The 18599-nt window shown below is 63.6% G+C and carries 15 protein-coding genes and 1 pseudogene; 7 read left to right on the top strand and 9 right to left on the bottom strand.

Annotated elements, in window-relative coordinates; all coding sequences use genetic code 11:
* The first annotated feature begins 142 nt into the window (after window positions 1-142).
* Window positions 143-1180: a YeiH family protein gene (locus DZK26_RS02410; protein ID WP_181918360.1), complete on the top strand. Its 1038-nt coding sequence runs from the start codon at window positions 143-145 to the stop codon at window positions 1178-1180.
* Window positions 1181-1471: 291 nt separating this feature from the next.
* Window positions 1472-2404 (top strand): homoserine kinase, encoded by a 933-nt coding sequence (locus tag DZK26_RS02405; protein ID WP_116897940.1) that lies wholly within the window; start codon window positions 1472-1474, stop codon window positions 2402-2404.
* 187 nt (window positions 2405-2591) lie between these two features.
* Here DZK26_RS02405 and DZK26_RS02400 read toward each other — a convergent pair whose 3' ends face one another.
* From DZK26_RS02400 to DZK26_RS02365, 8 genes are all read right to left on the bottom strand, one after another.
* On the bottom strand, window positions 2592-3161 hold the full coding sequence (locus DZK26_RS02400) for an REP-associated tyrosine transposase (RefSeq protein ID WP_258870851.1): 570 nt from the start codon (window positions 3159-3161) through the stop codon (window positions 2592-2594).
* Between the two features lie 167 nt (window positions 3162-3328).
* Entirely contained in the window at window positions 3329-5386 is a 2058-nt protein-coding gene (locus tag DZK26_RS02395; RefSeq protein WP_181918359.1) for an NADPH-dependent 2,4-dienoyl-CoA reductase, read from the bottom strand.
* Between the two features lie 111 nt (window positions 5387-5497).
* Window positions 5498-6427 (bottom strand): nucleotidyl transferase AbiEii/AbiGii toxin family protein, encoded by a 930-nt coding sequence (locus DZK26_RS02390; protein ID WP_116897939.1) that lies wholly within the window; start codon window positions 6425-6427, stop codon window positions 5498-5500.
* On the bottom strand, window positions 6417-6827 hold the full coding sequence (locus tag DZK26_RS02385; protein ID WP_116897938.1) for a DUF6088 family protein: 411 nt from the start codon (window positions 6825-6827) through the stop codon (window positions 6417-6419). The genes DZK26_RS02390 and DZK26_RS02385 overlap by 11 nt, the downstream gene beginning before the upstream one ends.
* A gap of 172 nt (window positions 6828-6999) precedes the next feature.
* Complete coding sequence (locus DZK26_RS02380) at window positions 7000-7941, bottom strand: DnaJ C-terminal domain-containing protein (protein WP_116897937.1); 942 nt, start codon at window positions 7939-7941, stop codon at window positions 7000-7002.
* Between the two features lie 132 nt (window positions 7942-8073).
* Entirely contained in the window at window positions 8074-10719 is a 2646-nt protein-coding gene (locus tag DZK26_RS02375) for a serine/threonine-protein kinase (protein ID WP_116897936.1), read from the bottom strand.
* A gap of 3 nt (window positions 10720-10722) precedes the next feature.
* Window positions 10723-11301 (bottom strand): ECF-type sigma factor, encoded by a 579-nt coding sequence (locus DZK26_RS02370; protein ID WP_181918358.1) that lies wholly within the window; start codon window positions 11299-11301, stop codon window positions 10723-10725.
* Window positions 11302-11551: 250 nt separating this feature from the next.
* Window positions 11552-12028 carry a GNAT family N-acetyltransferase gene (locus DZK26_RS02365; RefSeq protein WP_116898002.1) on the bottom strand — a complete coding sequence of 159 codons (477 nt, stop codon included), beginning with the start codon at window positions 12026-12028 and terminating at the stop codon, window positions 11552-11554.
* A 184-nt stretch (window positions 12029-12212) separates the two neighbouring features.
* Here DZK26_RS02365 and DZK26_RS14480 point away from each other — a divergent pair.
* From DZK26_RS14480 to DZK26_RS02345, 4 genes and pseudogenes are all read left to right on the top strand, one after another.
* Window positions 12213-12389, top strand: a pseudogene (locus tag DZK26_RS14480) (DUF2061 domain-containing protein); the annotation flags it as partial.
* A 576-nt stretch (window positions 12390-12965) separates the two neighbouring features.
* Entirely contained in the window at window positions 12966-13793 is an 828-nt protein-coding gene (locus DZK26_RS02355; RefSeq protein WP_147316848.1) for a hypothetical protein, read from the top strand.
* Between the two features lie 120 nt (window positions 13794-13913).
* Window positions 13914-14201 (top strand): type II toxin-antitoxin system mRNA interferase toxin, RelE/StbE family, encoded by a 288-nt coding sequence (locus tag DZK26_RS02350; RefSeq protein ID WP_116897932.1) that lies wholly within the window; start codon window positions 13914-13916, stop codon window positions 14199-14201.
* Window positions 14188-14457: a helix-turn-helix transcriptional regulator gene (locus DZK26_RS02345; RefSeq protein ID WP_116897931.1), complete on the top strand. Its 270-nt coding sequence runs from the start codon at window positions 14188-14190 to the stop codon at window positions 14455-14457. The genes DZK26_RS02350 and DZK26_RS02345 overlap by 14 nt, the downstream gene beginning before the upstream one ends.
* Window positions 14458-14579: 122 nt before the next feature.
* Here DZK26_RS02345 and DZK26_RS02340 read toward each other — a convergent pair whose 3' ends face one another.
* The gene (locus DZK26_RS02340; protein ID WP_181918357.1) at window positions 14580-16712 is read right to left on the bottom strand and encodes an EAL domain-containing protein; all 2133 of its coding nucleotides are present in this window, start codon (window positions 16710-16712) and stop codon (window positions 14580-14582) included.
* A gap of 232 nt (window positions 16713-16944) precedes the next feature.
* On the opposite strand from DZK26_RS02340, the gene DZK26_RS02330 reads away from it, so the two are divergent.
* Window positions 16945-18549: a nucleotide sugar dehydrogenase gene (locus DZK26_RS02330; RefSeq protein ID WP_181918356.1), complete on the top strand. Its 1605-nt coding sequence runs from the start codon at window positions 16945-16947 to the stop codon at window positions 18547-18549.
* Window positions 18550-18599: the final 50 nt, after the last annotated feature.

The following is an 18599-nucleotide window of genomic DNA, read 5'->3' as shown; positions in this document are numbered from 1 at the left end:
AAATAGGGTTCAGGGTTCAGGATTCAGGGTTCAGGAAGAACTGGCTCCGGGTTTCGGGTTCCGAATCACGGTTCACCGACCACGGATCACCGACTTCGATTAACCTATCATGCCTTTGTTGTCGCGTTGTATCTCGCAAGTAATGGTTTCTTCGAACAAATGGCCCGGGTTGCTGATTGCCCTGGGCATTGCCGTCGGCGCCTGGGTGGTAGTGCGCCTGGTCGCCCTGTTGCCGCCGCCGGTGGGTTCGCTGCCGCTGAGCATGATGCTCGTGGCCATCCTCGCCGGGCTGGTGCTGGCCGGACCGACACATCGCCGCCCTGCCTGGAAACCGGGCCTGGATTTCGCTCGCGGACCGTTGCTGAAGATCGCCGTGGCCCTGATCGGGCTGCGGCTGAGCCTGGCCGATCTCGGGCAGCTCGGCGCCCAGGCTTTTCCGCTGGTGATCCTGGTCGTGCTGGTGGGGCTGGGCGTAACCCTGCTGCTCGCCCGCCTGGCGGGCACCGCGCCGCGGCTGGGGATCCTGCTGGCAGCCGGCACCTCCATTTGCGGCGCTTCGGCCATTGCCGCCACCGCACCCGGACTGAAGGCGAAAAGCGACGAAATCTGCTATGCCATCGCCTGCATCGCGCTGATCGGCCTGACCGCGACGCTGCTCTACCCCTGGGCACTGAATCACCTGTTCGATACGCCGCAGGAGATCGGATTCGTCATGGGCGTGGCCATCCATGACACCGCCCAGGTCACCGCCGCCGCCGCACTGCACGAACAGGCCTGGAATGCCGAGGGCACCCTGGTGGCGGCCACCGTGGCCAAGCTCATGCGCAACGCCGGCATGCTGGTCATGATCCCCGGCCTGGTGTGGTTGTATTCGCGCCGGCACGAAGGCGGCTCGGCGAAAGTCAGCCTGCCGCTGTTCATCGTCGCTTTCATCCTGCTCTCGGGTGTACGCAGCGGTGTCGATGCCCTGCTCGGCACCGAGCATGCCGTCTGGAACAGCTTTCTCGAAGTCGTCGCCCAGGCCTCGGTCTTCGCCTTCGCCATGGCCATGGCGGCCCTGGCGACGACCGTGCAGCCATCCGAGCTGAAGGCACATGGCTGGAAGCCGGCCGTGGCGGCCGTGACCGCTGCCGCGATCATGTTCGCTGTGGCGGTTTGGTGGGTCGGATTGGCCGGTTAGCACGAATCCGTGTCGCCCCGGCCGAAGCGCCGGGGCCTCGCACGCTAAGATTCAGCACGGACCGGCTGATTGCCGCCCGACAGTTGCGAGGTCCCGGATAACGCCTTCGGCGTTTCCGGGACGACAAAGGGGGCGTCCCTCGCGGATGCGACCCCAACCTGCCCCAAAATTGGGCGTTGTGGCTGATCCATCTTGGCGAAGCCGCCCCGCAATGCCATCCGCGCCAAACCAGCGAACAAGCAAACAAGCCAACCAGCGAACCGTCGAAAGAAATCGCGGAGCCAAAGCACGATGACAAACAATCGAACGGCAACGGAAACTGCAACCGCCCCTGCCTGCGTCGGCAATGTCGCCGTCGGCTTTGACCTGCTCGGGCACGCCATCGAAGGCCCCGGTGATCGCGTCACGGCGCGCCTTGTCGGCGAGCCTGGTGTGCGTATCGACGGGATCACCGGCGTAGCCACCGACCTGCCCACCGTCTGCGAAGAAAACACCGCCTCGCGCGCCGTGGCCGCGTTATTGGCCGACCACGCGCCGAATGCCGGCATCGAACTCGTCATCGACAAAGGTATCCCGCTGGCATCGGGCCTGGCCGGCTCGGCGGCCAGTGCCGTGGCGGCCGTGGTGGCGGCGAACGCGCTGCTCGACGAGCCGCTGGCGCATTCGGCGCTCTACCCCTACGCACTGGAAGGCGAACGGGTGGCTTCGGGCGCCGACTGCGGCGACAACGTGGGGCCGCAACTGCTTGGTGGGCTGGTACTGGCCGCAGGCGACGATCTGATTCGCATTCCCGTGCCCGATGGCCTGACGGCCGTCGTGGCTACACCGGAAATGACGATCGAAACGCGGGCAACCCGACAAGCGCTGGAAGCGCCGTTCGACCTGACCGACATCACCGCCGCCCAGGCCAACCTGGCGCGCGTTCTGGCGGGCTGCTACGGCAACGATCTCGACCTGATCCGCGCGGGCCTGACGGACGTGCTGGTCGAACCGCGCCGTGCCGGCCTGATTCCCGGCTTTGGTGCGGTCAAGCAAGCGGCGCTCGATCACCAGGCCCTGGGCGCCAGCCTGTCCGGCTCGGGACCGAGCATCTTCGCCTGGTTCGCCAGCGCCCCGGAAGCCCACACCGCCGCGCCGGCCATGGTCGAGGCCTTCGAAAAAGCCGAGTTGGCAGCCACCGCCATCATCTCGCCCATCGACGCACCGGGTGCTCGATTACTGTGACGCACAGATGCGTTTCGCTAGCGCTCCACGCATCCTACGGCCAACCACCGGGCACTGACCCCTTACCCTCCGCTTGAATGATGCGTTGCGCTGACGCTTCACGCATCCAACGGCCTGCGACCAGGCACTGATCCCGTAGGATGCGTGAAGGCCGAAGGCCGAAACGCATCTGTGCCCTCATTCGGCGTCAGCCCCGACGTTTACCACGCACCTGGCGAAACTCGTCACGCTCGCCATACGCCCCTTCGAACTCCCCGGTTACATGAGCCCATTCCGGTGGGTACAGACCAGCCTCGACACAACGATGGAAGGTCGAGTACGGCCATTCGGAGACATGTTCGACGTAGCCGTGCTTGACCGGATTGAAATGAATGTAATCCATGTAGCGCTCGAACTCCCGATCGTCCCGAACGAGGTGTTCCCAGAATCGGCGTTGCCAGATCGATCGCTCGCCACGCAGCCGTCTGCTCCCGGTACGAGGCTCGAACCCACCCAACCTGCGGGAAAAACGTGCCTTGATCAGCCGCCAGCGATTCGAGAAATCGCTGTCCCCATCCGGCAGAGACCACAATGCGTGCATGTGGTCAGGCAGGACGACCCACGCATGAATCTTGAACGGAAGTTCACGTCGTACCGCCTGAATAGAGCGCCTCAACTCTTCGATTCGATCGATGAGCAAGGTCGAACGTCGGTCCAGCAGATTGACGGTGAAGAAGTACGTGCCCCCGGGAATATAGACACGGCGATAGGAAGTCATCCAACACCCACAGCCAAAGCCCGAGGAGCAGTTTAGGAATCCAAACGATTCATCGCAACCCCCGTAGGATGCGTGAAGGCCGAAGGCCGTAACGCATCTGTTTCTGGCGGAGGGATGATGCGTTGCGCTGACGCTCCACGCATCCTACGGCTCGGCAGAAGACCCGATCAGATTTCCGCCGCCAGGCGGGTGCCTTCGTCGATGGCGCGCTTGGCGTCGAGTTCAGCGGCGATGTGGGCGCCGCCGATGACGTGGACGTTCATGCCTGCGGCTTCCAGGGGCTCGACCAGTTCGGTGCGTGAGAGCTGGCCGGCGCAGATGACGACGTTGTCGACTGCCAGCACCTGCGGTTCATCGTCGATGCGGATATGCAGGCCGTCGTCGTCGATAGATTCGTAGCTGACGCCGCCGAGCATGTTCACGCCGAAGTGCTTAAGTGACTTGCGGTGGATCCAGCCGGTGGTCTTGCCCAGGCCCTTGCCGTGCTTGGTGGTCTTGCGCTGCAGCAGGTAAATCTCTCGCGCCGGTTCGTGAAAGTCGGGCTCGAGTCCTTCGACACCGCCGCGGCGCTCGATCGACATGTCCACGCCCCATTGCTCGAAGAAATCCTCCGGGGTGGGTTCGTCCGGATCGGGTTCGTCCGGGACTTCGCCGTGGACCAGGAATTCGGAAACGTCGAAACCGATACCGCCGGCACCGATGACGGCCACGCGCTTGCCCACCGGCTTGTCGTGCAGCAGCACGTCAATATAGCCGAGCACCGAGGGATGATCCTGGCCGGGGATCTTCGGGTCGCGCGGAATCACCCCGGCGGCGACGATCACTTCGTCGAAGCCGTCTTCCTTGAGTCCGGCGACATCGACCTTCGTATTCAGGCGCAGGTCGACGTTCTTGAGCTCGATCTGTCGGCCGAAGTAGCGCAGCGTCTCGACGAACTCCTCCTTGCCGGGGATGCGCTGGGCCATGTTGAACTGCCCGCCGATGCGATCCATGGCTTCGAACAGCACCACGTCGTGTCCGCGCTCGGCCGCAGTGGTGGCCGCCGCCAGTCCGGCCGGGCCGGCGCCGACGACCGCCACACGCTTCTTCCGGGTGGCCGGCTGGATGACCAGCTCGGTCTCGTGCCCGGCGCGCGGATTGACCAGGCAGCTCGCCTTCTTGTTTTCGAACACATGATCCAGGCAGGCCTGGTTGCAGGCGATGCAGGTATTGATCTCGTCGGCACGCTTTGCACGGGCCTTGTTGACCCACTCCGGGTCGGCCAGGAAGGGCCGCGCCATCGACACCATGTCCGCATCACCGCGCCCGAGCACTTCCTCGGCGGTGTGCGGCATGTTGATGCGGTTGGTGGTCACCAGCGGAATCTTTACCGTGTCGCGGAACTTGCGCGTGACCCAGGCGTAACCGGCGCGCGGCACGGAGGTGGCGATGGTCGGGATCCGCGTCTCGTGCCAGCCGATGCCGGTGTTGATGATGCTCGCCCCGGCCGCCTCGATGGCCTTGCCCAGCTCGACCACCTCTTCCCAGCTGTTGCCGTCTTCGAGCATGTCGAGCATCGACAGGCGATAGATCAAGATGAAGTCGCTGCCGACCGCCTCGCGGGTGCGGCGCACGATTTCGACGGCAATGCGCATGCGGTTCTCGAACGAGCCGCCCCACTCGTCGGTCCGCTTGTTGGTGCGCGGCACCAGGAACTGGTTGATGAAGTAGCCTTCCGAGCCCATCACTTCCACGCCGTCGTAACCGGCGTGCTGCGCCAGCTTTGCCGCGCGTACGAAATGCCGGATCTGTTTCTCGATGCCGGCACCCGAGAGTGCCTTCGGCTTGAACGGATTGATCGGCGCCTGGATGGGCGAGGGTGCGAGCGAGAATGGATGATAGGCGTAGCGCCCGGCGTGCAGGATCTGCATGCAGATGCGCCCGCCGGCTTCGTGGACCGCGTCGGTCATGCGCCGGTGCCGGCGAGCTTCCAGCCGGTTGGTGAGCTTGGAGGCCAGCGGCGCCAGCGAGCCGCGCCGGTTGGGCGCGATACCGCCGGTGACCATCAGCCCCGCCCCGCCCTTCGCGCGTTCGACAAAATACGCGGTCAGTTTCGGCCAGTTCCACAGCCGGTCTTCCAGCCCGGTATGCATCGAACCCATCAGGATCCGGTTGGGCAGCGTCACGTGCCCGAGATCGAGCGGACGGAAGATGTTTGGGTAGGCGGCGGGGGTGGTTTCGGTCACGGCATACCTTGGCGTATGGAAGAAACCCCATTATGCCCGCGGCGAGGGTCTGAGATGAGTCAGGTTTCAGGAGCCAGGGCGACTCCAAACGGCGGCGGGTACTCGCTGCAACTAAGTGGGTTCGACCCCTAAACCTCCTTTCTCAAGCAGGACAATCAAGTGATCGAACCCAGAGACCGCGTCCTCGAAAGGAATTTTGGCTGATTCTTCTCCGTACCACGTGCCAGCCACGAACTGGTCGTACTCTTCACGCCACAACGGATCATCCTTCAGCTTTTCCCGCGCTTTCCTCATGCCCTCACCAATGCTCATGCCGATGCGGCGCTTGCGCGTGTCATTGTCAGCGTCGTGCGCCTTTCTGACATCTTCCAGAAAGCACTGATCAATTTCCAGAACGGGTAGCATCGCCTTCAGGTCGTGCAAATGCCGAATGACTGTGGGATCGTCATTGATCGCGTCCCGATTTCGGTGCAGTACGCGCCAGGTCAGAGCGCAAAGCTTGTCGGCCGCCGTTTCCTCGGGCACCAGGCAGGAAATCTCAAGTTCGGCCGTCGAGCCGGCAACCTCGCCGATCAAGGAAGAGACTTCGCGCAGTTTCGGCTCCCGTCGAGGGCCGCGGTAGCTGAACTCAAGCTGCAGGTGCGGACGCAATGACTCGGGAACGTCGAAAGTATTGCGGTATTGCACGGGAAGTTTGCAGAAACTGCTGCCCAACTCGAGCCCGCCGGTGTTCGGCTGCATGCCTTCGACATCGCCGACAATCTCAACCAGGCGGCGACGAAAACTACGCCAGAGCGAGCGATCACTTGCGTCCCTGGACGCGGGATCGAGACGAAAATCGAGGTCTTCGGAAAATCGTTTGATCAATCCATAGCCTTTTGAAAGGCTGGTTCCACCTGCAAAGACAGGGGTAGGTGGCGCTGCTATTCTTTGGCTGATGGCATCGAGTAGACGAACGGCGTGCCAGTCCTTTTCGACAAAAGCGGGCGCAACACCCAGTTCGGCCGCTACATCCTCGATGGTTTGTCGATCAGGCTGCACGCTCGACGGTCATGTACTTTCCGTCATAGCCGATCTTTCGGGAAACCCGCTCCCGAACCCCGATGTAGCGCCCCGTAGGCACCTGAGTAGTTTCGCTCCGGTTGTAGCGTCGCTCCAGCGAAGAAGGCGTCGGGGTCAGCCCCAGCCTGCGCAGTGCCTCGTCTGCCAGTCGAGGAAGATCCTTGACCGGAATCACGCGTCCGGACACCGAGGACCGCCGCGCCCTCGCATAAAGTCCCTGGCCGATTCGAATCAGTCGCCCTTCCCCGATCAATTCACGAAGCACCCGACCCACCTGGTCGCGATCAGACAAATCCAGAAAATCGCGGACCAGGAAGACATCCTGACGGCTTCGACTGACACGGTAGCGAATTCGGCTTTTCAAAGTGCGACAGGTCATGACAGCTGCAAAAGTACGACATCAATGTGGTGCAATTATACGACAGCCACTTTTTCCAATCAAATCTACAAGCACATGATTGAGATAACTTTTTTAGGATCCGAAAATCACTCGAACGAGATCCGATTCAAGACCGCGAACGACAGCCGTCGGTCGGGGACGTAGCCCTAAACTACATTTTTTCACGAACGTTCGTGCCACTTTCCTCAGCCAACTCCCGGTACAGCTCTCGCTCCCGGTCAGTCTTCGGCTTGGGAACATCGACCTTGAGATTGACGATCTGGTCACCGGCGGGTTTGCCGGGGAGGCCGCGGCCTTTCAGGCGCAGGCGCTTGCCGCTGGACGAGCCGGCGGGGATCTTCGTCGTGACCTTGCCGCCGAGCGTGGGTACGCGTACTTCCGCGCCCAGCGCGGCTTCCCACGGCGCGATGGGCAGGTCGATGTGAATATCGCGGCCCTCCAGGCGGAACAGCGGATGCGGCGCGATGTTCACTTCCATGTAGAGATCGCCGGAGGGGCCGCCGCCGATGCCGGGCTCGCCCTGGCCCGAGAGGCGAATCTTTCGTCCGGGCGTGACGCCCGCGGGGATGTTCACATCCAGGTTCTGGCGCTGCCCGTCGCGATCGAGGGTGATGCGGCGCTTGCCGCCGTGAAAGGCGGTATCCAGGTCGATCTCGACGCTGGCGGTGATATCGCGGCCCTTGGCGCGCGCCTGGCGACGGGCACCGGCGCCCCTGCCGCCGCCCATACCGCCGAGACCGCCGCCGAACAGCGTTTCGAAAAAATCGCTGAAATCGCCGAAGTCACTGAAACCCTGTCCACCACGGGCCTGCCTGCCGGCACCACGAACGCCGCCCGTCCAGCCCGGCGGCGGTTCGAAATTCTCGCCGCCGCGCCAGCCGCCGGCGCGTAACTGGTCGTACTGCTTGCGCTTTTCAGGGTCCTTGAGAACCTCGTAGGCCTCGCCGACTTCCTTGAACCGGTCTTCCGAACCCGATTCCTTGTTGCGGTCCGGATGGTACTTGCGCGCCAGCTTGCGATAGGCCTTTCTGATGTCATCGGCCGAGGCGTCGGGTTCGACGCCCAGCGTCTTGTAGTAATCCTTGAATTCCATGCCTGCAACTGCCTGAGGAAACTTGGTTTGCTGCCTATTGAATGAGGGTCACGCGCCGGAACTCAAGCGGAAACGATGCGTTGCGCTGTTGCTCCACGCATCCTACGGGTGCTGGGAGACGCTGCGCTGGGCCTATGGGGTCGGGCCGCCATGGAACCAGGTGACGGCCGGATGATCGGGATTCATTTCCTGCGCCAGGCGATCGACGAGCTGACCGGATGCCTCGACGTTGCGACCGTCGGACGATTCGGCCGCAGCAATCAACGCCCGGGCCTCTGTATTGCGCCAGCCGCCGAGGCCGAGTGTCTCGCGCAGTTCCAGGCACTGCCGGGCCTGCGCCAGGGCCGGCTCCCGTCGTCCGCGCTCCATCTCGAAACGGGCCCGATCACAGGCAATGGTGGAAAGTACCGAGCGGGCGGCGCCCCCGGCCGCCTCCGCATCGGCCGTAAGCGCTGCGTAGGCCTGCGGGTCGAAACCGTCATCGAGGCGGCGCTGCATATTGAGCACGGACAATCGCGTCTGCAGGCTGTAGGGATGTTGCGGCCCGAGCAATCCGGTCATGATCTCGCGCGAACGCGAGTAGTGCGAAAGCGCTTGTTCGAAGTCGCCGCGGGCTTGTGCGAGTTCACCCAGGCCGAGCTGGGCGGCGGCGTAATCCGGCGTTTCGTCGCCGATGAACCGTGCAAACACCTCGCTGGCGCGTCGCAGGTGGGTTTCGGCCTCGTCCAGGGCGCCGCGAACGACCAGCAGTCGGCCCAGATTGAGCCGGGCCGCGGCCATGGCACCGGACGGGCCGTATCGTTCTTCGCGCACTTCGATGACCCGCTTGAAGCGCTGCTCGGCTTCTTCGGTGCGGCCCAGGCGATCCAGCACCGAGGCGAGATTGGACGTCACCGACAGGGCGTCGCTGGCATCACCGCGGTCGAGGGCCAGCCATAATGCCTCGGCCGCCTCAAAATGCCGTGCGGCCGCTTCCAGCCGGCCGCCGATGAGCAGCGTCGTGGCCAGGTTGTTTTCCGCCCGCGCCATCAGCGGACGCGGGCCGGCCGAGACTTCCAGCGCGAGATCGCGCGCCCGCTCGAGATCCGCCAGCGCGCCCTCCCACTGGCCCAGGTCGCGCCGAATCCGGCCGCGGATCTGCAGCGCATCGGACATTCTCGCCGGATGCGTACCCGGCAGCGAATCCAGGATGCCTACCGCCTCATCGGCCGCTTCCAGTCCCGGTTGCACCCGACCCTTGCGATGATGCACCTGTGCCATATCCAGCAAGGCAATGGAGCGCAGCAGCGGATTGTTCGTGCCTTCGTCGCTTTCGGCAAAATCGGCCAGCAGCGGCTCGGCGGCGGCATAGTCGTTGAGCGCGATCATGATCTCGCCCAGCACGGCATTGACCTGCTGGCGCAGGTCCGGATCGTTGGCCAGCCACTCACCCGCGACGTCGGCGGTCCTGTCCAGCAGTTCACGCGCGGTCAGATTCTCGGTGTCCTCCGACAGGCTGCCGACTTCGCGAAACAGCAGGGTCAAATGCTCGCGCAGTGCATTGGAGCGCGCCGCCTCGGCACGCGCGAGATCGCGCTCGACCGCCGCCACCCGCGCCTGCCAGGCCACGGCCGATACCCCGCCGACCAGCAACACGATGGCCAGCACGCCCAGCGCCGCCCCCACCGTGTGACGCCGCGACCACAACGCCATACGCTCGAACAGGCCCGGGGCACGGGCCCGGACGGGCTGATCACTTTCCAGCCGCTCGATATCCAGCGAAAGGGCGTTGACCGTGGCATAGCGCATGGCCGGATCGGCGTGGGTGGCGCGCTCGATGATGGCATCCACATCGCGATGGCGCCGAAACGCATTGCCGCGCCGGCCGGCTCGTGACTGACCGGAAGCACCCGGCGGCTGGCCATGGACCAGCCAATGGAGAAGCGCGCCCAGGCCGTAGATATCCGCCGCGGTGGAGACCGATCGGCCCTCGAGCACCTCCGGCGCGGCGAAGCCCGGCGTCATCGCCGCGGGCAGATCGTGCTGCATGTCGCGATCGAGCAGCCGGGCCACGCCGAAATCCAGCAGGCAGACCCGTCCCGAATCGGTGACCTTGAGATTGGCGGGCTTGATGTCGCCATGGACGATGAGTTCGCGGTGGGCGGCGACCACCGCCTCGCAGGCTTCCTTGAATATCCGCAGGATCGTGGCCGGATCGGGGCGCTGGTTCTCGAGCCACTCGTCGAGCGTTTCGCCCTCAACCCAGTCCATGACCAGGTAAGGCCGGCCGTCTTCGGTCACCCCGCCGTCGAGCAGGCGCGCGATTCCGGGATGATTGAGCATCGCCAGGGTCTGGCGCTCGAAGGTCAGCAGGCGGGCCAGCTCCTCGCTGTGGCTGCGAATCAGCTTGACGGCCACCTGCATGTCGAAAGTCCCGTCGGCGCGTTCGGCCCGGTAAACCTCGCCCATGCCGCCGGTGCCAACCAGCTCGGTCAGCCGCCAGGGTCCCAGTCGCGTTCCCGGTTTCAAGGGCTGTTCGTCGCCGCGTGTCCTGGCCTCGAGGGCATCGGCCATGAGCGGGCGAGCGGATTCATCCAGCATGCCGCCGGGCTCCGTGCTGGCAGCCAGCAAACGCTCGAGCCAGGCACCCAGCCGCGGCGCCCGTTCGCGCAATTCGGCCAGCGCCTCGGCGCGTTCATCCTCGGAGCGATCGAAAAGGTCGTCGAGCAGACGGTCGAGCAACCGGCGGCGGGCCGGCGTCAGTCGCCCGGAGGGCTTGCGATTGGTCCCCTCGACCATACTTCAGTTCTGCATTTCCACCAGCAGCCAGGCACGGGCGCGTTCCCAGTCGCGCTGGACGGTGCGCACGGAAATATCCAGCATTTCGGCAATCTCGTCGGCCGTCTGGCCGCCGAAAAAGCGTGCGATGACCACCTCGGCCAGTCTGGGGTTGGCTTCCTCGAGCCGCGCCAGGGCCTCGTCGATCATCAGGACCGTCTCCTCGCTGCCATTGCCGGAATCCGCCAGTTCCTCGTTGAGACTCAGCGGTGTCTGGCCGGAGCCGCGCTTGGCCGCCAGCTTACTGCGGGCATGGTCGACGATGAGCTGGCGAATGGCCAGGGAGGAAAGGCGCTTGAGATGCATCCGGTTGCGGATGTTCTGATCGGCGCTGTTGCGCAGCTTGAGAAACGCCTCGTGCACCAGTTCCGTGGTCTGCAGGGTGGGGGTGGATCCGAACCGCGCCTGCTGGCAGCGCGCAACTTCGCGCAGGTCATCGTAGATCAACGGCAGGATACGATCGATGGTATCGGGCTGCTCACGCAGCTCGGAAAGCAGCCGGGTCACCTCCCCTTCCGAAATGACATCCTGCGAAGTCGACACGATCGCATCCAGTTTTTCGTTTGATTGAAGGTCAGCAGTTTGCCACACTCTGGCTTAATGAAGGCTGAAGGCCGCCTGTCGTCCCGGCAGGAGCCAATCTGTCGTCCCGGAAACGCCGCAGGCGTTATCCGGGACCTCCCACATATCTTCCAGCTCAGCCTCAGCCCACTGCCAACCGGTCCCTGCGAGATCCCGGATAACGCCTGCGGCGTTTCCGGGACGACAGCCGGTCGTAAGGCAGCGCCCTATCCTACAAGCCCGCCAGGGCCTTCTCGTCGAGCCGAAACACCGTCCATTCGGACATCGGCTTCGCCCCGAGGCTGTGATAGAAATCGATGGCCGGCTTGTTCCAGTCGAGCACGCTCCATTCCATGCGGCCGTAGTTGCGGGCCCGGGCGATACCGGCCAGGTGCAGCAAAAGCGCCTTGCCGATGCCCTTGCCGCGATGCGGCTCCTGCACGAACAGATCCTCCAGGTACAGGCCCGGCCGACCCACGAAGGTGGAGAAGTTGCGGAAGAAAAGTGCGAACCCCACCGGCTCACCGTCCCACTCGGCGATCACCGCCTCGGCTACTGCGCCGGCGCCAAACAGTGATTCGGCCAGGTCGTCGGGCGTGGCCTCGACTTCGTCGGCCAGTTCTTCGTAGACGGCCAGCTCGCGGATGAGATCGAGCAGGAGCAGTTCGTCACCGTGCCGGGCGGCGCGGATTTCCAGGGATTGGCTCATGGGATTGCCTTGGAAGTGTCTGTCGTTGGGCGAAATGCTACGCCAGACGACGGGCGCGGTCATCCACGAATCATCGCCAGGCCATCGGGCAATAGCCTTGTGCTATTGAAACAATCCCGATAATCATTTGTCCCAATGAGCGAGAATCGTTATTGTTTCAATTCGAATCACAGGAATCCCGGAAATGGCCAGTCGGAAAACCGTCACATTCGCAATCATGCACATGAGCGTGGCCTTCGCCGTCGTCTACCTGCTGACCGGCAGCCTGGCGCTGGGCGGCGCCGTGGCCATGATCGAGCCGGCCGTCAACACCATCGCCTATTTCTTCCACGAGAAAGTCTGGGAGCGCTTCGGCTTCCGCACCTCGAACAATCCCGGCAGGAGCGCACCGCCGGCCGAATCGCCCATGAACGACCAGGCCCCGCGCCCCGTCGATCCCATCGCCCGCTGCCTGCAGTGCCAGTGGCGGGCGCGAAACGTACCCGGATCCCGGGGCGGAGCACCAGCGTAGAGTCCCCTATCTGTCGTCCCGGAATTCGCGTAGCTAATATCCGGGACCCCGCACTTATCTTCCGCCACGGCCTCAACTCACTGCCAACCGATCCGTGCGGGATCCCGGATAACGCCTGCGGCGTTTCCGGGATGACAGCGCCACGGGACGCGGGAGCGCCAGCGTAGACCCCCCTATGTGTCGTCCCGGAAACGCCGCAGGCGTTATCCGGGACCTCCACTTATCTTCCGGCACGGCCTCCGGAAATTCCATTTTTCCATTCTGTGAAACCCGTCATGGTCTGCCCTCGGCATTCCTGCTAATGTTCGCTGCAAGATCGGTCGTTGCGGACCGGTCGCGAGAGGAAGGGGACTCGTCGTCCGGCCGCTTCCCATCGGTTCCAACCGGACCGATCGACTTCGAAACCACATAATCGAGGACGACATGATGAAATCCCCAACCCCCTTTCAATTGCTAATAGGAATCGTCGGCCTGTCCATGTTGCTGGCCGGCAGCCCCATTAACGCCCAGCCCGGCGGACCGCCTGGCGGACCACCCGGGGACCCACCCGGGGGCGGAGGCCCGCCACCCTGGGCAGGGGACGACGGCGACGACGATGACGACGAAGGCGGCGACGACGACCCCGACAAGGGCCCACCCTGGGGCGGAGGCCCGCCACCCTGGGCGGGGGACGACGGCGACGACGATGACGACGAAGAAGGTAACGATGACGAAGGTGGCGTCCCGGACTTCTGCCGCGGCGGCCCGCAGCCCGGTGGCCCGGACGGGCAGGCCGGCATGTCCAGCATCGCCCATCTGGACTTCTCCCAACAGGATCCGGACACCGGCGAAGCCGTCGAAGACGGCGCCAACGCACGCATCATGTATCGCTGGATGGCGCCGCTGTTCGATTTCGTCTTCAACGCTCACGGCCTGGAGCCCGGCGATGAACACACGCTGACGTACCAGCCCCAGCCGCTACCCTCGACGGGCGTGATCTGCCTGTCCACGGGCATCGTGAACGAAGAAGGCGACCTGCATCTCGAAGACGCCTTCGAGCTCGATACCGACCTGCCTGCCGAGTACGACGAAAACGAGGACGAAGCCATCCTGGCCCTCGTCGATACCGTCGACGTCGACTGCGAAGCCGGCGAAATGACCGCCTGGTTGCCGGAAAACTACCTGTTCGGTGACGAAGGCATGTTCTACGTCGATTCCGACCTCGAAGACGAGGAGGACGACGAAGAAGGTGACGAGGAAGACGGCGAAGGCTGACACCCGTTAAAAGGCGGTGGCAGCCCCGCGATCAAAAAACCCCGGCCACTGCGCCGGGGTTTTTTGTCTTTGCCGTAGCTGTCGCTTGACAATTCACGGCCACCCTATATCATAAATGGTATGTGGCAGATTCTGGAACACCGAAAGGTCGACAGAAAATTGGCCAAGGCGAAGGTGCCGCTGGAAGTATTAAAGCGCTATGAAAAATGGAAAGATATCGCCCGACTTACCGGCCCGCAGGGACTCGAACGTATCAAGGGCTTTCGCGACGAGACCTTGAAGGGCGAATGGAAAGGATACCGCTCGAGTCGCCTTGGCCTTCAATGGCGAATTATCTATCGCGTAGAAGGTAACCGCCTCCTCATCAAGGTTATAGACATCAATCCGCGTGACTATGCAAAGAAATGAACACTCACAATTCGTCCAGGCCAGGACCCACGTCGAGGTTTCGCCGGGTGAATCCCTGAGGATTGTCCGCGAGCTCCAGGAACTCAGTCAGAATCATCTGGCTGATATGACCGGTATCGCGCAATCCACGATTTCCGCCATCGAGAACGGTCGCATTAACCTCGGCGTCGAGCGCGCCAAGATCCTGGCGCGAGCACTCGATTGCCACCCTGCCGTCCTGGTATTTCCCGGCTGGGAGATCGATGACGCGGCTTGAGTCGCCACCCTAAAACTCAAGGCTGCGGATAATGCCTCACGGCGCTTCTGAAGCGACAGACTCAGCTAACCGGCGAACCAGCGAACCAGCGAACTAGCGAACCAGCCAACAAGCCAACCAAATTACTCCACCAGATCCGGCCGCCCGTAATACCAGCCCTGGGCATAATCGCAGCCCACGCTGCGCACGAATTCCGCCTCGTTGGCCGTTTCCACCCCCTCGGCGGTGACTTCCATGCCCAGGTCGTGGGCCAGGCTGGTCACCGCACGGACGATGGCCGCGCTGGCGGGGTCGTTTTCGATCTGTCGCACGAACATGCGGTCGATCTTCAGACGCTGGGCCGGCAGCCGTCTCAGGTAACCCAGCGAGGAGAAACCCGATCCGAAGTCATCGATCGACACGTTGATTCCGGCATATCGCAGCCGATCGATCTGGTCGAGCGCTAGGGTGCCGTCACCCAGAAAGGCGCGCTCGGTCAATTCGACTTCGATGCGTTCCGCACCCAGGCCGCAGTCCTGGGCCAGATCGACGAGACGCCTGGCGAATGACGAATCCTGTAACTGGCCGGGCGCCACATTGAGCGCGAGCGTGATGCCGGGCATATCGGCGACGGCCTGCATGGCCCTGCGATAGACCTGCTCACCCAGCGCGCCGATCAACCCCCGCTTTTCGGCCATGGCGACAAAGCGGTCCGGGGACAGCCAGCCGTCCTCCCAGTGATACCAGCGTGCGAGCGCTTCCACGGCGACCGTCTTGCCGTCTTCCAGGGACACGATCGGCTGCAGCGCCACCTGTATCTGCTCACCTTCGATGGCGGTGCGCAGTTCCGTTTCGAGATATCGACGGGCGCGGGCGGCCTCGGTCAGTTCGCGCGAATAGCGCCCGACGCGTCCCGGCCCCTGGGACTTGGCGTTGTAGACCGCCGCATCGGCATGGCGAATCAGGTCCTCCGCCGTTTCGGCATCGCAGGGGAACATGCTGATGCCGATCGACATGGTCATGCGAACCTGGCGATCACCCAGGTGCATCGGCGCATTCATGGTGTCGCAAATGGCCTCGCCAAGCGCCTCGGCCTGTTCGCGGACCCGCTGCCCGCGAAGAATGACCAGGAACTCGTCGCCACCGATGCGACCCAGCATGCCCTCGCCATCGACCAGCGACTTGAGCCGCTCGCCCACTTCCTTTAGCAGGCGATCGCCCGCGGCATGGCTCCAGGCGTCGTTGATGTCGTTGAAATTGTCGAGATCGAGATAGAGAACGGCCAGGCCTTCCCGGGCAGATACGGCGGCCGTCAATTCATCGCGCAGCGTGGATTGCAGATTCGCCCGGTTGGGCAAACCGGTCAGTTCATCGAAGTAGGCCAGTTGCGTCAACTTTCGTTCGAGCTGGCGCCGATGCGTAACCAGCCGCGCAAATCCGTGCCAGACGACGCTGCCGTCGGACAGCTTTTCCGGCCCGGAATCGATTTCGATCCATTCGATGGCATCGTCGGTGCGCGCACGGCCGACGGGATACATCCGCAGTTCCTGGAAGAAGGGCTTCATGGTCTCGGCGCTGCGCTCGAGCGCCTGCATCACGCGATCCGAGTCGGCCCCGTGGATGCGATCGATCAGCGGGCTGGCGTCCTCGGCCACGTCCGCGTAATCCATCCCGAAAACCTGGTGGAACTTGGCGCTGGCGTAGGGGAACCACAGCCGGCCGGTATCGTGGTCGCGCTGGAGCTGATAGACGGTACCCGGCACATGGCTTGCCAGGCGTTCGAGCTGGACGCGCTGCCGGGCGTGCTCGGCCTCGACTTCCTTCAGCCGCGAGACGTCCATGGCCACGCAGGCGATCATCTGTTCGCCGTCGAGCTCGACCAGCTGATTCTGGAAATGGTGCAGCGGACTCGAGCCTTCTTCGATCACCACCGAAGTATCGACCGTCGACTGCTCTTCGATCAGGCATTTTTCCAGGGCCAGTTCCATCTCCACACGATCGGAGTCATCGAACAGATCCAGCACGGACATGCGGATGATCTTCTCGGACTTGAAACCGGTGAGCTTCTGCAGCCGGCGATTCCACAGGCGGATTCGATACCGGGTATCGACCAGGAAAAAGATACCCGGGATGGCATCGAGCAGCATGCCCGCAATTTCGCGGTCCTGGACGCGGTCCCACACGGCTTCGACCGAGCTGAACAGATTGTCCCCGATCGGCTTTTCCGACGGGTTCGCTCGGCGGGCAAAACGTGCGAGATCTTCTACATTGCTCATGCCCCGGTCTCCCTCGATTGGCGGGCTTTGGACAGAAAATACCAGATTGTGACCACAATCACAAAACTTTTTCGCCCTTTTTTTGTGCAGGCTCAGCAGCCTATGAATCAAACTGAAAGCGGAATCTTTGCATCTGTCCGAGCAGGCCCTGCCCACGGACAACCCCGGTCCTGCCGCCCGGGAAGTTCTGGCATACTCCATTCCAGCCCTCGCAGCCACAAGCGATCGTCGGATGAACACCGAACTTCCCAGCCCCGAACAAGCCCGCATCGCCGTCATCGGCCTGGGCTACGTCGGCCTGCCACTGGCCATCGCCTTCGGCGAACGCCAGCCCACCCTGGGCTACGACATCGACGCCCGCCGCGTCAGCGAGCTCCAGGCGGGCGCGGACGCCACGCGCGAAGTCACCCCGGAACTGCTGGCCGGCGCCACGCAGCTGACCTTCAGCGCCGACGCCGACGACCTGGCCGACTGCCAGGTCTACATCGTCGCCGTCCCCACGCCGGTCGACCGCCAGAAACGACCCGATCTGGCGCCGCTGAAAAACGCCTGCAAGACAATCGCACCCCACCTGCAGCCCGGCAACATCGTCATCTTCGAAGCCACCGTCTACCCCGGCTGCACCCAGGAAGTCTGCGTCCCCATCCTGGAAAACGAAAGCGGCCTCCAATGCGCCTGGGACACTCCTGTCGTCCCGGCCGAAGCGCAGCGAAGAGCCGGGACCTCGCACGCCCAAACCCAGCACGGCCCGACGAACAGAAGCGAGATCCCGGATAACGCCTCCGGCGTTTCCGGGACGACAGAACCCGACCATCGTGTCGTCCCGGCCTCCGAGCCGGGACCTCGCACCCCCGAACCCTCTGTCGTCCCGGCCGAAGCGCAGCGAAGAGCCGGGACCTCCCACGCCGAAACCCAGCACGGCCCAACTAACGAAACCGGCAAAGCCGCAGGCGAGCCAACTTCAAAACGACCAAACGACGAAACGACCAAACGACAATTCCACGTCGGCTACAGCCCCGAACGCATCAACCCCGGCGACACGGCCCACAGCCTGCGCAACGTGGTCAAGATCACCGCCGGCAGCACCCCCGAAGCCGCCGAATTCGTCGACGCGCTCTACAACAGCGTCGTCCAGGCCGGCACCCACCGCGTCAGCTCCATCGCCGTGGCCGAGGCCGCCAAGGTCATCGAAAACACCCAGCGCGATCTCAACATCGCCCTGGTCAACGAACTGGCGCTGATCTTCAACCGGCTGAACCTCGACACCAGCGAAATCCTGGAAGCCGCCGGCACCAAGTGGAACTTCCTGCCCTTTCGCCCCGGCCTGGTCGGCGGCCACTGCATCGGCGTCGACCCCTATTACCTGACCTACAAAGCCGAGGCCGTCGATTACCACCCCGAGGTCATCCTGGCCGGCCGCCGCATCAACGACGGCATGGGTCGCTACATCGCCGGCGAGCTGGTCAAGCACATGATCCGCAAGGACATCGACACCCGCGACGCCCGCGTGCTGGTCATGGGCCTGGCCTTCAAGGAAAACTGCGCCGACATCCGCAACACGCGCGTGGTCGACATCGTCCACGAACTCCAGACCTACGGCATCGATGTCGACCTCCACGATCCCTGGGTCGACGCCGAATTCGCCCGGAACGAGTACGGCATGGAACTGGTCGACACACCACAGGCGGGCACCTACGGCGGCATCGTCATCGCCGTCGCCCACGACTGCTTCATCGAGAAAGGCATCCAGGCCATCAAAGCACTGGCCCAGCCGCGCCATGTCATCTACGATGTCAAAGCCGCGTTCCCGAGCGACGCCACTCAGGCAAGACTGTAGTCACCTGCGAATCTGATCACCCTCCTGGCCGGCGATCACGCACCCAAGCC

The sequence above is a fragment of the Wenzhouxiangella sp. 15190 genome, assembly GCF_003417465.1.
Taxonomy (GTDB): Bacteria; Pseudomonadota; Gammaproteobacteria; order Xanthomonadales; family Wenzhouxiangellaceae; genus Wenzhouxiangella.
Note: the sequence above shows the minus strand (reverse complement) of the source record. Positions and strands in the feature narration are given on the sequence as shown.

Coding starts and splice junctions, on each gene's coding strand:
- DZK26_RS02385 (WP_116897938.1), bottom strand. CDS start 6,827: ATGACCTGTCGCACTTTGAAAAGCCGAATTCGCTACCGTGTCAGTCGA.
- DZK26_RS02330 (WP_181918356.1), top strand. CDS start 16,945: ATGAACACCGAACTTCCCAGCCCCGAACAAGCCCGCATCGCCGTCATC.
- DZK26_RS02410 (WP_181918360.1), top strand. CDS start 143: ATGGTTTCTTCGAACAAATGGCCCGGGTTGCTGATTGCCCTGGGCATT.
- DZK26_RS02355 (WP_147316848.1), top strand. CDS start 12,966: ATGAAATCCCCAACCCCCTTTCAATTGCTAATAGGAATCGTCGGCCTG.
- DZK26_RS02350 (WP_116897932.1), top strand. CDS start 13,914: ATGTGGCAGATTCTGGAACACCGAAAGGTCGACAGAAAATTGGCCAAG.
- DZK26_RS02405 (WP_116897940.1), top strand. CDS start 1,472: ATGACAAACAATCGAACGGCAACGGAAACTGCAACCGCCCCTGCCTGC.
- DZK26_RS02375 (WP_116897936.1), bottom strand. CDS start 10,719: ATGGTCGAGGGGACCAATCGCAAGCCCTCCGGGCGACTGACGCCGGCC.
- DZK26_RS02365 (WP_116898002.1), bottom strand. CDS start 12,028: ATGAGCCAATCCCTGGAAATCCGCGCCGCCCGGCACGGTGACGAACTG.
- DZK26_RS02400 (WP_258870851.1), bottom strand. CDS start 3,161: ATGACTTCCTATCGCCGTGTCTATATTCCCGGGGGCACGTACTTCTTC.
- DZK26_RS02380 (WP_116897937.1), bottom strand. CDS start 7,941: ATGGAATTCAAGGATTACTACAAGACGCTGGGCGTCGAACCCGACGCC.
- DZK26_RS02340 (WP_181918357.1), bottom strand. CDS start 16,712: ATGAGCAATGTAGAAGATCTCGCACGTTTTGCCCGCCGAGCGAACCCG.
- DZK26_RS02345 (WP_116897931.1), top strand. CDS start 14,188: ATGCAAAGAAATGAACACTCACAATTCGTCCAGGCCAGGACCCACGTC.